We start from the raw sequence: 14,195 nt of genomic DNA, 5'->3' as shown, positions 1-14,195 counted from the left end.
CAATCCACCATTCATCGCATGTTCAACAAATCGAAAATGCCATTCCCCGGCGGCGGGATGTTCTCATCCGCCGAGGAGCTCCACCTTCACGTCGGCCGGGAAGCCCGCCGCCTCGCCGGTGCGGCGGGCGAACTCCTGGACGCCCGCCAGCTGGTCCGGGCCGAAGCGGAAGTCGAGCGTCGTGAAGTAGCGCTCCAGGACCTCCGCGTCGAACGCCTCCCAGCGCGCCGCCTGCTCGGCGACCTTGGTGACCTCCTCCAGGGACAGGTCACGGGAGGCGAGGAACGCCTCGTGGACCTGCTTCACCGCGGTGGGCTCGGCCGCCAGGTAGTCCTTGCGCGCGGCCCAGACGGCGAAGACGAACGGCAGGCCCGTCCACTCCTTCCACATCGCGCCCAGGTCGTGGACCTGGAGCCCGAGGCGGGGGGCGTCGTGCAGGTTGGCGCGGAGGGCCGCGTCACCGATGAGGACGGCGGCGTCCGCCTCCTGCATCATCAGGCCCAGGTCGGGCGGGCAGGTGTAGTAGTCGGGGGTGACTCCGTACCGCTCGGCGAGCAGCAGCCGCGCCAGCCGTACGGAGGTGCGGGAGGTCGAGCCGAGGGCGACCCGGGCCCGGTCCAGGTCCTCCAGGGGGCGCTGCGAGACGATCACGCACGACATGACGGGGCCGTCGCAGCCGACCGCGATGTCGGGGAACGCGACCAGGTCGTCCGCGTTGCGCAGGAACTCGACGAGGGTGACGGGGGCGATGTCGAGCTCGCCCCTGACCAGTTGCTCGCTGAGCTTCTCGGGGGTGTCCTTCGACAGCTCCAGGTCGAGCAGGGTTCCGGTGCGTGCCAGCCCCCAGTAGAGGGGAAGGCAGTTGAGGAACTGGATGTGGCCGACGCGCGGCCGGGGGCGACGGTCGTCGCCCGCGACGTTTGAAACGGTTGAATTGTCCACATCGCGAGGCTAGACCCGTACCTTCGCGGCCGCCCCACCGGGGGCCGCGGCGCACGGGAAGGCCCTCTCGGATGGCTCATCCGGGCGGCCGTCAAACATCCGGGTGAAGTGATCTTTCCCTCTACCCCTACGCACACGCTGCGTGCTAGGCTCGACGGCAAGTTGCAGTTTGGTTTCCCTTGCAGTACAGAGCCTGCGGAGCATGTAACCCCGCAGGCTTTTGTAGTTTTCAGACTTCATTGCAGGTTCTGGAGCAGGGCAACCCTTTGGCCCAAGGAGGGCTTATGGCTACCGGAACCGTCAAGTGGTTCAACGCTGAAAAGGGCTTCGGCTTCATCGCCCAGGACGGCGGCGGCCCGGATGTCTTCGTCCACTACTCCGCGATCAACGCGTCCGGGTTCCGCTCCCTCGAGGAGAACCAGGTCGTGAACTTCGACGTCACTCAGGGCCCCAAGGGTCCGCAGGCTGAGAACGTCACCCCGGCCTAGTTGCCCGGGTCGGCCGATCGCGGCCGGTAAGAGCAGTACCCAAGGAGCCCCGCTCCTCCGCACCGGCGGAGGAGCGGGGCTCCTGCCCGTGCGCGGGCCGTTCCGAATCGTTGTCGAGGGCTTGTGCAGAGAGTCATCCGTTGCTGACGGGCCGACCCTTCACAAGGCAGACTGTTGACGGCGATATCAACGGTATGGAGCAATCCGGACGGCCTATGACCGATCCGGACACAGTGACCGTGCCGGGCCGTGCGCAGGCAGGACAGGAGGCAGCAATGGGCCGTGTCGACGGGCCACGGGTACGCGTTCCGCAGCAGCGGACCCCCGAGCGGGGCCCGGAGGACGAGGCCGTGCTGCACTTCTCCGTACTCGGCCCGGTCCGGGTCCACCGGGGCGGCGAGGCACTGGCGTCCGGTTCGCCGCAGCAGCGCGCGCTGCTGACCGCGCTGCTGCTGCGCGGCGGGCACACGGCGACGGCCGCCGAGCTCATCGACGGCATCTGGGGCGACGAGCCGCCCTCGCAGGCGCTGGCCGCCGTACGCACCTACGCCTCCCGGCTGCGCAAGGTCCTCGGCCCCGAGACGCTGGTCAGCGACTCCGGCGGCTACGCGATGCGCACCGGCGCCGACGCGCTGGACCTGACCGTGGCTCAGGAGCTGGCGTCCGGCGCGGAGAAGGCGCGGGCGGGCGGCGACCGGGACGCGGCGCGGGCCCTCCTCAACAAGGCGCTCGGGCTGTGGGACGGCGAGGCGCTGGCCTCCGTGCCCGGCCCGTACGCCGAGTACCAGCGCACCCGCCTGGAGGAGTGGCGGCTCCAGCTCACCGAGACCCGCCTCGATCTGGACCTGGAGGCCGGCTGCCACGCGGAGGCGGTCTCCGAACTGACCGCGCTCACCGCCGCGCACCCCCTGCGGGAGCGGCTGCGCGAGCTCCTGATGGTGGCCCTGTACCGCAGCGGCCGGCAGGCGGAGGCGCTGGCCGTCTACGCGGACACCCGGCGGCTGCTCGCCGAGGAGCTGGGGGTCGATCCGCGCGCGGAGCTGGCGCAGCTCCAGCAGCGCATCCTGCGCGCCGACGAGGAGCTGGCCCGTCCGGCCGACGAACCGGCCCCGGCCGCGGCGCCGGTCCGCCCGGCCCAGCTGCCCGCGACCGTCCCGGACTTCACCGGCCGGGACGCGTTCGTACGCGAGCTGGGCGACCGGCTCGCCACGGTGGAGGGGTCCGTGATGGCCGTCTCCGCGCTGGCCGGGATCGGGGGTGTCGGCAAGACCACGCTCGCCGTCCACGTCGCCCACCGGGCCCGCCGTCACTTCCCGGACGGGCAGCTGTACGTCGACCTCCAGGGCGCCGGGGCCCGGGCCGCCGAGCCGGAGACGGTGCTCGGCGCGTTCCTGCGGGCGCTCGGGACCGCGGACTCGGCCATTCCGGAGACGCTGGACGAGCGCGCCGCGCTCTACCGGTCCACGCTGGACGGGCGCCGGGTGCTGGTCCTCCTGGACAACGCCCACGACGCCGCCCAGATCCGCCCGTTGCTCCCCGGCACGGAGGGCTGCGCGGCGCTCGTGACGAGCCGGGTCCGGATGGTCGACCTGGCGGGGGCGCATCTGGTCGACCTGGACGTGATGTCGCCGGAGGAGGCGCTTCAGCTCTTCACCCGGATCGTCGGCGAGGAGCGGATCAGCTCGGAGCGGGAGGCCGCGCTCGACGTGGTCGCCGCCTGCGGCTTCCTCCCCCTCGCGATCCGGATCGCCGCGTCCCGGCTGGCCTCCCGCCGCACCTGGACCGTGTCGGTCCTCGCCGCCAAGCTGGCCGACGAGCGCCGCCGCCTGGACGAGCTCCAGGCGGGCGACCTCGCGGTGAAGGCCACCTTCGAACTCGGCTACGGCCAGCTGGAACCGGCCCAGGCCCGCGCCTTCCGCCTCCTCGGCCTCGCGGACGGCCCGGACATCTCGCTCGCCGCCGCGGCCGCTCTCCTCGACCGGGACCCGCACACGGCGGAGGACCTCCTGGAGGCCCTGGTCGACACGTCCCTGGTCGAGTCCGCCGCCCCCGGCCGCTACCGCTACCACGACCTGGTCCGCCTCTACGCGCGCTCCTGCGCGGAACGGGACGAACAGCGGCCCGGCGAACGCGAGGAGGCGCTGTCGCGCCTGCTGGACTTCTACCTGGCCACGGCGGCGGGGGTGTACGCGCTGGAGCGGCCGGGGGACCGCACCGTGGACCACCTGGAGCCCACGGCCCGCCCCGGGCTGTCGTTCTCCGATCACGGACGGGCCCTCGACTGGCTGTACGCGGAGGCGAGCCCGCTCCTCGCGTGCGTCCAGCAGAGCGGCGCCGCCGGAACCGTCCGGCGGGCGGTGGACCTCCTGCTCGCCGCCAAGGATCTCGCCGAATCCGGCGCCAACTCACGCCAGTTCGAATCGGCCGCCACGACCGTACGGGATGCCGCGACCGTGGCCGGTGACGCCCGCTCCGAGGCACGGGCGCGGACGACGCTCGCCCAGGTACACAGCACCGCGGGCCGCTTCGACAGGGCGGAGGACGAAGCCCGGCGGGCCATGGCCCTCGGAACCTCGGTCGATGACGTCTGGACCCACTGCAACGCACCGAACGAGCTCGGGATCATCGCCGCGTACCGCAATCAGCACGACGAGGCGGAAGTCCTCCTCCAGCAGACCATCGCCGCGTTCCGGGCCGACGGAAACCAGGCCGGCGAGGCCAGCGCCCTGTGCAATCTGTCCCGCGTCCATCTGGCCATCGGGCGGACGGCCAGCGCCGTCGAGCTGGCCGGCCGGGGCATCGACCTCTACGCCCGTCTCGGACTCACCCTGCGCCTGGCGAACGGCCGTTACGCACTGGGCCTCGCCCTCACCCGGGCGGGCCGGCAGAGCGAGGCCGAGGGGCGTCTCACCGAGGCCCTGTCCGTCTTCCGGGAGAGCCGCCAGCGGCTCTGGGAGGGGATGACCCTCTTCCGGCTGGCCGAGGTGCATCTGGCGGCCGAGCGTCCGGCCCGGGCCGCCGAGTACTCCGAGCAGGCGCTGACGGTGCTGCTCCACGTGGGAGGCGACTGGCGCCGGGCCAATGTGCTGACCGTGCTGGGGCAGGCACTGGACGGCATAGGACAGGCGGATCGTGCCAAGGTCTGCTGGCAGGAGGCGCTGGGGATCTTCGACCAGGCGAAGGCGCCCGAGAGCGACATGGTGCGCGGCCTGCTCGCCCGTACCTCGTCCCAGGCCCGCTGACTCCGCGTTCATCGTTCGTTTATCGCCGCCCGGCAGTCTCGTACCCGTCGAAACGTCGCGTCGGGGGGCAGGCGATTCGACAGGGGAACCGCGCACTAAGGTGAACGGCTCTGAACAGCCCGTCCGGCAGTCCACGGGGGAACAGCCGGACGGGCTTTGCCGACCAACCATGCACCCAGCAACGGAGTTCACAACATGAGCGACGACAAGAAGACCAAGCTGACCGCACCGAAGCCCGGCACCATCGGCGATGTCGAGCCGACGGACAGCCACATGACCGGCGAGCCCAAGGTCAAGCCGCTGGACAGCCACATGACCGGCGAGCCCGAGATCAAGCCGCTCGACAGCCACATGACGGGCCCGGATCCGCGTTGAGCCATCTGGCGGGACCACGGGGGTAGGGGGAACGGCCGCGGCGGCGCGGAGGGGATGCCGTCGCGGCCGTTACGTGTGTGCGCGGCGCGCTCAGTAGCCCGGCGTCGCCGTGACCGTGCACTTCGCGACCTGGGCGACCTTGTCCGGGTGGTCCATCGGCACGGACACGGTCTTCGTCTCGCCGCCGGACGCCTTCGCCGTCGCGCGGCCCGTGTCGATCGCGATGCCGGACGCGTCGAGGAAGGTCACGTCGACGTTGTACGTGCGGCTGCCGCTCGCGGTCGCGGTGAGGCGGACCGTGGAGGTGGTGACCGCCTTGGCCGCGCCCTTCGCGGGGGTGGCGCAGCGGAAGACGTACGCCTTCGGGGCGGCGGTGGCCGTGGGGGTCGGGGACGTACGGGTGGTGCCCGAGGTGCCGCCCGACGTGCGGTTGTAGCGGGTGCCGGAGTCGGTGTCGTGGTACGTGCCGTTGCTCTTCTTGTCGTTGGAGCAACCGCCACCGCTGCTGTGGCTGGAGCGGCTCTTGCCGCTCCTGCTCTTGCTGCCGTGGCTGCCGGTGGAGAAGCCGGTCAGCGCGAGTACCACCGCGACCAGGACCACCGTCAGCTTGACGTGCTGCCGTTTCATCGAATCCGCCCCCGATTGTGTGGTGTTCCGCCGTGACCGGCCGGATGGCCGGGCGACACGGAACCGTATCCCACAGCATGGCGCGGATGACCGGCGGGCCGGTCATGGCCCTGTCACGGTCTCGTCCCTGTCTGGTGGCGGGGGCAACCCGTGCGGCGTAGCGTCGGAGCGAGAGCGCGTCCTGGAGGTACGGACATGATCCGCAACGTCCTCGGTGCGGTCCTCGCTCTCGCCGGAGCGGCGGCCGCCGTGCTGAGCCCCTTCCGTGACTGGTACGACGGCCGCCTCGGGCGGCACTACCGGCTGGGCGACCTCTTCACCGGCACCGGTGCGACCGGTACGCAGTCCGGCGGCCTGTTCGGCTCGCTGTGGCTGCCGTTCCTGTGCGCGGCGGTCGTGACGGTGCTGGGGGTCGTGCTGCGCTCCCGTACGCTCGTCGCGCTCGCGGGCGTGGTGGTGCTCGGGTTCACCGTGCTGTGGATGGTCCGCGTCTTCCAGGTGACGGACAGCCTGGCCGTCGCGGGCGACGGCTCGGGCCTGGACGTGGGCGTCGCGCTCGCCGCGGGGGGTGGGGCGCTGATGCTTCTGGGCTCCGCCGCGATGTCGGGCCGCCACCGCCCTCCGCGGTACGCCGCCCCCGACTCGTCCGCCCCCGACACCTGGCCCCCGACCCGGGAGCCGGGCCCCTCGGTCCAGACGAGCCCGTGGCCGGAGCCGGAGGGGGACGACCCTTACGTGGGTCCTGACACCTCACGCCCGCCCACCGGCAGACCCAGCCCGCCTGGCGAACCTCCCAGCCCGTCCGGCGATTGAGGACGGAACCGGTCATCGGGCGGGCCCGAACCCTGGGTGCAACGCCCGCAAGGGCAACGGTTCCGTCCTCAAGCGCCGGACGGGCTGGGAATTACGGCTCGGCCCGGTTCCATCGGGGCGGCAGCCCTACGCTCGCGCCCGGGCGCCCGTCCCCGTGCCCTTCAGCGCGTCCAGCGCGTACACGCAGCGGTCCTTGCTGCACGCGTACACCACGCCGTTCCGGACCACGGGCGAGCCTGTGATCTCTCCGCCGGTGGCGAGCTTCCAGCGGAGCTGGCCGCCCGCCGCGTCGAGGGTGTACAGGACGTGGTCCGCGGAGCCGAAGTGGACGCGGCCGTCCGCGACGACCGGGGCGCCCACCACCTCGCCGCCCGCCGCGAACCGCCACTTCGGGGTGCCGGTGACCGCGTCGAGGGTGTAGAGCGCGCTGCCGCTGCCCACATGGACGTTGCCCGCGACGACGAGCACCGGTTCCGCCGACTGCCGGGCCTCCGTGGCGATGCGCCAGCGGTCCTTGCCGGTCGCGGCGTCCAGGGCGTACACCGTGCCGAGGTAGTCCGCGAGGTAGACCCCGCCGCCGGTGACGGCCGGGCCGGGGGCGAAGGCGGGCGGGGACAGGAAGACCGCCGGGCACTCGAAGTGCCAGCGGACGTGCCCGGCCGCGATGTCCACCGCGAGGACCCGCGTCCCGGCGGCGACGTACACGTAACCGTCCGGCGCGGGCGTCACCCGGACCGGCACGCCGCCGCAGGAGGCCGCGTCGCCGATGGGGTACGACCAGCGCTCGACGCCGGTCCGGGCGTCGAGGGCCTTGAGCCGGGCGTCCTGCCAGACGTACACCGTGCCGTCGTGGATGACCGGCCCGCCCTCCGGCGTCTCGAAGTCCGTCTGCGCGCCGCTCAGGTCCCACAGCTTCTCGCCGGTCGCCGCCTCCCACGCCTGGACGCCGCCGCCCCGGGTGGCCGTGACGACCGTGCCCCGGTCGGCCTTGAGCGCGTACACCCAGGCATCGGCGCCCACCCGCCACCGCTCGGCGCCGCTGGTGGCGTCCAGGGCGTAGAGGGAGGGGCCGTCCGAGGCGTGGATGCGGCCGCCGTCGACGGCCATCGCCCAGGCGACGTCCCGGGTCTTGAACTGGCGCCGCCCGTTGCCGGTGTCCAGCGCGTGGACCTCGAAGGACGTGACGTAGAGCAGGTCGCCGACGACGACCGGCGTGCCCCACACGTCGTTGGACATGCGGAACCGCCAGGGCCGCCACCGGGCGGGCCCGGACTGCGCGGATTCGGGCGCCTGCGCCGGAGGGGGCACGGGGACGGGCGTGGGCGTGCCGTTGACCCCGCCGGGCGGGCGGACCCAGCCGGTCGCGGGGCCCGCGTCGGCACCGGAGGCCGAGGCGCGGACGTCCTGGACCCGGGGCCCGGGCCCGATCGGCACCTGGACCCCGGTCAGCCGCACCGGCCCCCCGGCGTCGGGCACCGGCGGGGCCGTCGGGCGGGCGGGGGCGCCGCTGTGCCAGGGGCCTTCCCAGTCCGTGCCGGGCGGCGGGTGCGGCGCGGTCTCGGCGCGCTGCGGCGGCGCGACGGGCGGTGCGGGCGGGGCGGCCGGCGCCCGGCCACCGCCCCGGCGCCGCTCGATCAGCGCGGTCGCGGCGGCCGGCAGCCACGCGGAAGCCGTACCGCCGTCGTCGTCACCGCCGCCGGAGGCGAAGAGGTGCGGGGCGAGCTGGGCCTGGAGGTCGGCCGGGGAGGGCCGCAGGGCCGGGTCCGTCTGCATGCACGAGTCGATCAGCGGCCGCAGATCGTCCGGCAGGCCCGACAGGTCGGGGCTCTCGCGCAGCAGCATGAACACCGTCTCGACCGGGTTGGCCCCCCGGTACGGGGCGTGCCCGGTCGCGGCGAAGACCAGCGTCGAGCCGAGCGAGAAGATGTCGCTGGCCCCCGTCACGCTCCGCGAGTCCCGGGCCTGCTCCGGCGACATGTACGCGGGCGTGCCGACGGCCACGTTGGTCATGGTGAGCCGGGTGTTGGAGACCCCGGACGCGATGCCGAAGTCGATGACCCGGGGGCCGTCCTCCACGACGAGCACGTTCGACGGCTTCATGTCGCGGTGGACGAGCTGCGCCCCGTGGATGGACTGGAGCGCCTCCGCGATGCCCGCCGCCAGCCAGCGCACGGCCTGGGTGGGCATGGGCCCGCACTCGTTGACGATCTCTTCGAGCGAGGGGGCGGGCACGTACGCGGTGGCGAGCCACGGCACCGCGGCGCGCGGGTCGGCGTCCACGACGGCGGCCGTGTAGAAGCCGCTGACGGCCCGCGCGGCCTCCACCTCGCGCGTGAAGCGCACCCGGAACAGCTGGTCCTCGGCCAGTTCCGTACGGACGGTCTTGATCGCCACCCGGCGGCCCGACGCGGACCGGGCCAGATAGACCAGCCCCATGCCGCCGGCCCCGAGCCGTCCCAGCACCTCGAAGGGGCCGATCCGCCTCGGGTCGTGCTGCGTCAGCTGCTCCACTACTTGCCACCTCCCCGTACGGGCCTCTGTTCCCTGAGGCCCGCGAAAATCCCGCCGTGTGCAGCGTCTCATCCGTGGGCGCGGCCCGGCGGTGCGCACCCCGATTGTTCCTGGCCGGGGCCCCGGTTGCGAACCCGGGGGCGGATCGGGGTGTCCCGTGCCACTCCGCCCGTATCAGGACACAGGCTCCTGAAGTACGGCGAACTCGGCGCCCTGGTCGTCCTGGAGGACCGCCATCCTGCCGTACGGGATGTCCAGCGGGGGTTCGGTGACCCGGCCGCCGAGCCGCTGGACGGTACGGGCGGTGTCGTCGCAGTCCGCGACGTTGAAGTAGCTCAGGAAGTGGCTGGGCAGCTCGGCCGGGAACGCGGCCGTGATGACGCTCCGCCCGCCGACGGCCGTCTCGGGGCCCGGTTCGGTGCCGGGCGGGGACCACGTACGGAAGTCCACGCGGTGCTCGTCGGTGTCGGGGACGTCCAGGGGCGAGTCGTCCACGTCCGCGCAGCGGAAGCCGAAGACCTCCTCGTAGAAGGGGTCGACGCGCTCCTTGGACCGGGTGTGGACCTCGGTCCAGCAGAAGGAGCCGGGCTCGTTCTGCTTCTGGAAGCCCTCGCGGTCGCCGGCCTGCCAGAGGCCGAAGACCGCGCCGCCCGGGTCGGCGGCCTGGGCGAGCACGCCGTGGCGCCCGGCCGGGACGGGTTCGGTGATCACCTGGCCGCCGGCCGCGCGGATCCGGGTGACCGAGGCCTCGATGTCGTCGGTGGCGAAGTAGACGCCCCAGGCGGTCGGCATGCGGCCGTCCTTCTTGGCGGCCAGCGCGGCGACGAGCTTTCCGTCGCTCAGGGCGTCGGCGCGGCGGTCGCCCTCCGGGCGGAAGGTCCAGCCGAACAGCTCGCCGTAGAAGCGCTTGCCCGCTTCCAGGTCGGAAAGCTGCACATCCACCCAGCACGGTGCGGACTGCGCGAACGCGGCCATGGGCCCGGATCCTTCCGTCGTGGGGGTGACGCCCGTCACAGTCACGGTAGCTTTACGGTGCGTGCGGCGCGCCCCGGAGGCCTTGCGGCCGAACACAGGTTCGAAAGTTATCCACCGAAGTTATCCACAGGCTGTTAATAACATTCATCGCACTGTGGGCAACGAGGGGCCCGGGCGGGCCCCGTTCCCCATTTGCTTCGGCCGAATCGCGCTCCGATCACCCGTCGGTAAGCTGACGGCATGACAGGACAAGTACGCACCGTCGACGGCCGCGTGGCCGGTCGACGCGGTCAGGCGACGCGGCAGAAGCTGCTCGACTGCCTCAGCGAGATGCTCAGCTCCTCGCCGTACCGGGACGTCAAAGTCATCGACGTCGCCCGGAAGGCGGGGACTTCACCAGCGACCTTCTACCAGTACTTCCCCGACGTCGAGGGCGCCGTCCTCGAACTCGCCGAGGACGTCGCCAGGGAGGGTGCCGGGCTGACCGAACTGGTCTCCGGACGCTCCTGGGTCGGCAAGGCGGGCTGGCAGACCTCCGAACAACTCGTGGAGGGCTTCCTCGACTTCTGGCGGCGCAACGACGCGATCCTGCGCGTGATCGACCTCGGCGCGGCGGAGGGCGACAAGCGGTTCAACAAGATCCGCATGAAGGTCCTCAACTCCGTGACCGGCTCCCTCACGGAGTCCGTGAAGGAGCTCCAGTCGAAGGGCAAGGTCGACAAGGACATCAGCGCCGCCGCGATGGCGGGCTCCCTGGTCGTCATGCTGGCCGGCGTCGCCTCGCACCAGAAGGGCTTCACGGCCTGGGGCGTCAAGCAGGCCGAACTCAAGCCGAATCTGGCGCAGTTGGTGCACCTCGGCATCACGGGCAAGAAGCCGGCGAAGTAACGAACCCCCGCTGGGGCGACCCCGGCGCCCCCAGGTCCTGTCTCACCGACGGCGGACCACACCTGTGGTCCGCCGTCGGCGTATCCGGACGGGGGTCACACGGGGACGACCGTCAGCACCCCGTCGAGCCCCTTGAAGTCGTCCGCGTTGCGGGTGAACAACGGCAGCTCACCGACCGAGGCGATCGCGGCGATCATCAGGTCCATGCGTCGGGGTCGGGGGTCGCGACCTGCGGCAAGGGTCATGGAGACCAGGCTCCCGTAGCGCGCGGCCGCTTCTCCGTCGAAGGGGAGCGGCTCGAAATCGGCCACAGCGGCACCGAGCTTCTCCATTCGCGCAGCCCGCCCGGCGGCATCCTTGGCCATTGCCACGCCCTGCTGCAGCTCAGCCATGGTCACGGCGGTGAGCATGGGGAAAGCGGGAAGGTCTTCCGCCCGCAACAGGTCGAGGTCGATGTACGTGCAGGTGTCGAGCACGCCCGCCCGGTAGCGCTCAGCCACGTGCCCGCTCCCAGGGGTCGTCCTCCCCGGCACGGTCCTCGTCGCCGAAGAACTCGTCCGCCTCCTGTCGCAGGAGAGCGCTGTCCACATGGGGCAGACGCCTGTGCCTCGCCACCAGCTCTTCGGCGCTCAGCCGCCGCTTCCGCGTGAGCGGCCGGAGCTCCGCAACCTCTATCCCGTTACGGGTGATGTGGAAGACCTCACCCGCCTCCACCGCGTCCATGACATCGGCGGAGCTGTTGCGGAACTCCCGCTGCGTAATCGTCCTCATACATCCACCGTAGCGCGGCGCGCTACGGTGTGCTACGGAGTAGTGCTCAGGCGCCCCGCGCCCCCTCCGTCCTGATCGCCCCCACCGGGCACGCCCGGACCGCCTCCGCCACCATCGGGCCCGGCGCCGCCTCCGGCAGGAGTTCGCTGAGGCCGTCCTCGTCCTGGGTGAACACCTTCGGGGCCGCCAGGGCGCACTGGCCCGCGCCGATGCACACGTCCTTGTCGATGTCGATCCGCATGGGGCTCTCCTCCGTCACCAGGTCACCGGCAGTTCCAGCAGGCCCTGCACCGTGTCGCCCGGTTTGAACGGGATCTCCTCCGGGTCCACCGCGAGCCGGAGACCCGGCAGGCGGCGGAAGAGCGCGGGCAGGGCGATCTCCAGTTCGGCGCGGGCCAGGTTCTGGCCCAGGCACTGGTGGATGCCGAAGCCGAAGGCGACATGGCCCCGCGCCCCGCGCTCCAGGTCCAGCTCGTCCGGCGCAGCGAAGACCGACGCGTCCCGGTTGATCACCGCGGTGGACAGGAGCACGCCGTCCCCCGCCCGCAGCGTCTCCCCGCCGATCTCGATGTCCTCCACCGCGATCCGGGACAGCCCGTCCGCGATGGAGAGGAACCTCAGCAGCTCCTCCACGGCGGCCGGCACCGCCTCCGCCCCGCCGCCGGTCAGCCGGGCCAGCTGGTCCGGGTGCCGGAGCAGCGTGAACGTGCCGAGCGAGATCATGTTCGCGGTCGTCTCGTGCCCGGCCACGAGCAGGATCTGCGCCAGGCGCACCAGCTCGTCCCGCTCCACCTCCCCGGTCTCCAGCCGCTCGGCGATCAGCTCGTCCAGCAGCCCGTCGCCCGGATCGCGCCGCTTCCGGGCGATCAGCTCGCGGAAGTACGCGTCCAGGTCGTCCCGGGCCGCGACCACGTCCTCCGGCCCGGGTCCCCGGAGCAGCTTGCGCGAGCGGTCCTCGAAGAACTCGTGGTCCGCGTACGGCACCCCGAGCAGCGCGCAGATGACCATGGACGGCACCGGCAGCGCGAACGCCTCCACCAGCTCGGCCGGCGGCCCCTGCTCCACCATCGCGTCGAGCAGCCGGTCCACGGTCTCCTGGATGCGCGGCCGCAGCGCCGCCGCCCGCCGGACCGTGAAGCTCGGGATCAGCATCCGGCGCTGCGTGTTGTGCTCCGGGTCGTCCACGCCGATCAGCTCGACGCGGCGCTGCCTGGACGCGGTGAGCCGCGGCGCGAAGAGCGGAAAGTCCGGGTGCGTGCGGTCGGACGACAGCCGGGGGTCGGCCAGCAGCGCCCGTGCCTCGGCGTGCCCGGTCACCAGCCAGACCGTACGGCCGTCGAAGAGGCGGACCCGGGACACCGAGCGCTGCCCGCGGCTCTCGCTCGGGTAGCCGGCGGGCGGGTGGTAGGGACAGGTGCGGTCCTGCGGGAAGGCGGTGGTCTGCGTGGTCTGGGGCTCGGACTGGGTCTCTGTCATGACGGACCTCGCAACGAGGGGGGTGTGGTCGTCCTGCCGATCACCCTCACTAGATGCCTCAGGCATCTACCTGGCCTAGATGATGTTCGGCCATACCCGCCGAACGGAGCAGCGGCGTCCACTTTCGGCCGCCGAGGAGCACCATGGAGGGAGGCGAGGAGTGGAGGTCCACCATGGCCGGAACCCGTAGCCGGTACGCCACCGACCGTGGTCTGACCACGCGCATGGTGACCACCATGTTCCTGATCGGACTGCTGTACGTGGTGCTGGTCGGCGTGCTCCTGGCGGTGCTGCGCGGGGCCTGGCCGATCATCCTCGTCCTCACCGGGGTCATGTTCGTCGCCCAGTTCTGGTTCAGCGACCGGATCGCCGCGTTCAGCATGGGCGCCCGGGAGGTCTCCCCCGCCGAGGCGCCGGAACTGCACGGGGCGATCGACCGGATATGCGCCCTTGCCGATATGCCGAAACCGCGTGTGGCGATCGCGGAGAGCGATGTGCCGAACGCGTTCGCGACCGGGCGCAGCCAGAAGTCGTCGCTCGTCTGCGCGACGACGGGACTGCTGCGGAGACTGGAGCCGGAGGAGCTGGAGGGCGTCCTCGCGCACGAGATGTCGCATGTCGCGCACCGGGACGTGGCCGTGATGACCATCGCCTCGTTCCTGGGCGTCCTGGCCGGGATCATCACCCGGGTCGCTCTGTGGGGCGGCTTCGCCCGCAACAGCCGCGGCAACGACCCGATCGGCATCCTGGTCCTGCTCATCCCGCTGGTCAGCGCGGTCGTCTACGCGCTGAGCTTCCTGCTCACCCGGGTGCTCTCCCGCTACCGGGAACTGTCCGCCGACCGCACGGCCGCCCTGCTCACCGGCCGCCCCTCGGCCCTCGCCTCCGCCCTCACCAAGGTGAGCGGCCAGATGGCCCGGATTCCGACGGAGGACCTGCGGAAGGCGGAGCCGTACAACGCCTTCTACTTCGTCCCGGCCTTCGCCTCGAAGGAGAGCATCGGGCGACTGCTCTCCACGCACCCGACGCTGGAACAGCGCCTCGACCAGCTGGCCCGCATCTCGGCCGACCTGTCCCGCCCGTAAGG

At 72.2% G+C, this 14,195-nt stretch carries 14 protein-coding genes; 6 read left to right on the top strand and 8 right to left on the bottom strand.

Annotation, left to right across the window (positions count from 1 at the left end; all coding sequences use genetic code 11):
• Positions 1–63 precede the first annotated feature (63 nt).
• Positions 64–942: a menaquinone biosynthetic enzyme MqnA/MqnD family protein gene (locus OHS17_RS19370; protein WP_018101362.1), complete on the bottom strand. Its 879-nt coding sequence runs from the start codon at positions 940–942 to the stop codon at positions 64–66.
• A gap of 284 nt (positions 943–1,226) precedes the next feature.
• Between OHS17_RS19370 and OHS17_RS19365 the strand changes: the two genes are divergently transcribed.
• From OHS17_RS19365 to OHS17_RS19355, 3 genes are all read left to right on the top strand, one after another.
• A complete protein-coding gene (locus tag OHS17_RS19365; RefSeq protein WP_003967102.1) occupies positions 1,227–1,430 on the top strand; it encodes a cold-shock protein in 204 nt (67 codons plus the stop codon).
• Between the two features lie 275 nt (positions 1,431–1,705).
• On the top strand, positions 1,706–4,672 hold the full coding sequence (locus tag OHS17_RS19360) for an AfsR/SARP family transcriptional regulator (RefSeq protein ID WP_330313201.1): 2,967 nt from the start codon (positions 1,706–1,708) through the stop codon (positions 4,670–4,672).
• A gap of 195 nt (positions 4,673–4,867) precedes the next feature.
• A complete protein-coding gene (locus OHS17_RS19355; protein ID WP_330313200.1) occupies positions 4,868–5,047 on the top strand; it encodes a hypothetical protein in 180 nt (59 codons plus the stop codon).
• Between the two features lie 90 nt (positions 5,048–5,137).
• Here OHS17_RS19355 and OHS17_RS19350 read toward each other — a convergent pair whose 3' ends face one another.
• Positions 5,138–5,674 carry a hypothetical protein gene (locus tag OHS17_RS19350; RefSeq protein WP_330313199.1) on the bottom strand — a complete coding sequence of 179 codons (537 nt, stop codon included), beginning with the start codon at positions 5,672–5,674 and terminating at the stop codon, positions 5,138–5,140.
• 195 nt (positions 5,675–5,869) lie between these two features.
• Here OHS17_RS19350 and OHS17_RS19345 point away from each other — a divergent pair, with 195 nt between their 5' ends.
• A complete protein-coding gene (locus OHS17_RS19345) occupies positions 5,870–6,487 on the top strand; it encodes a hypothetical protein (protein WP_330313198.1) in 618 nt (205 codons plus the stop codon).
• 126 nt (positions 6,488–6,613) lie between these two features.
• Here OHS17_RS19345 and OHS17_RS19340 read toward each other — a convergent pair whose 3' ends face one another.
• Both OHS17_RS19340 and OHS17_RS19335 read right to left on the bottom strand, forming a co-directional pair.
• Positions 6,614–8,998, bottom strand: a complete 2,385-nt coding sequence (locus OHS17_RS19340; RefSeq protein WP_330313197.1) for an outer membrane protein assembly factor BamB family protein — start codon at positions 8,996–8,998, stop codon at positions 6,614–6,616.
• 174 nt (positions 8,999–9,172) lie between these two features.
• Positions 9,173–9,973: a VOC family protein gene (locus OHS17_RS19335; RefSeq protein WP_330313196.1), complete on the bottom strand. Its 801-nt coding sequence runs from the start codon at positions 9,971–9,973 to the stop codon at positions 9,173–9,175.
• A gap of 240 nt (positions 9,974–10,213) precedes the next feature.
• On the opposite strand from OHS17_RS19335, the gene OHS17_RS19330 reads away from it, so the two are divergent.
• Positions 10,214–10,861: a TetR family transcriptional regulator gene (locus OHS17_RS19330; RefSeq protein WP_330313195.1), complete on the top strand. Its 648-nt coding sequence runs from the start codon at positions 10,214–10,216 to the stop codon at positions 10,859–10,861.
• A gap of 95 nt (positions 10,862–10,956) precedes the next feature.
• Here OHS17_RS19330 and OHS17_RS19325 read toward each other — a convergent pair whose 3' ends face one another.
• The 4 genes from OHS17_RS19325 to OHS17_RS19310 are packed head-to-tail and all read right to left on the bottom strand — an operon-like array spanning position 10,957 to position 13,108.
• Positions 10,957–11,361, bottom strand: coding sequence for a type II toxin-antitoxin system VapC family toxin (locus tag OHS17_RS19325; protein WP_330313194.1), 405 nt, complete (start codon positions 11,359–11,361; stop codon positions 10,957–10,959).
• Complete coding sequence (locus OHS17_RS19320) at positions 11,354–11,632, bottom strand: type II toxin-antitoxin system Phd/YefM family antitoxin (protein WP_330313193.1); 279 nt, start codon at positions 11,630–11,632, stop codon at positions 11,354–11,356. The genes OHS17_RS19325 and OHS17_RS19320 overlap by 8 nt, the downstream gene beginning before the upstream one ends.
• 46 nt (positions 11,633–11,678) lie before the next feature.
• The gene (locus tag OHS17_RS19315) at positions 11,679–11,873 is read right to left on the bottom strand and encodes a ferredoxin (RefSeq protein ID WP_330313192.1); all 195 of its coding nucleotides are present in this window, start codon (positions 11,871–11,873) and stop codon (positions 11,679–11,681) included.
• Between the two features lie 14 nt (positions 11,874–11,887).
• A complete protein-coding gene (locus OHS17_RS19310; RefSeq protein WP_330313191.1) occupies positions 11,888–13,108 on the bottom strand; it encodes a cytochrome P450 in 1,221 nt (406 codons plus the stop codon).
• A 173-nt stretch (positions 13,109–13,281) separates the two neighbouring features.
• On the opposite strand from OHS17_RS19310, the gene htpX reads away from it, so the two are divergent.
• A complete protein-coding gene (gene htpX, locus OHS17_RS19305) occupies positions 13,282–14,193 on the top strand; it encodes a zinc metalloprotease HtpX (RefSeq protein WP_330313190.1) in 912 nt (303 codons plus the stop codon).
• Positions 14,194–14,195: the final 2 nt, after the last annotated feature.

Origin of the sequence: Streptomyces sp. NBC_00523 (assembly GCF_036346615.1) — a bacterium.
Lineage (GTDB): Bacteria > Actinomycetota > Actinomycetes > Streptomycetales > Streptomycetaceae > Streptomyces.
This window is presented reverse-complemented; position numbering and strand designations above follow the sequence as displayed.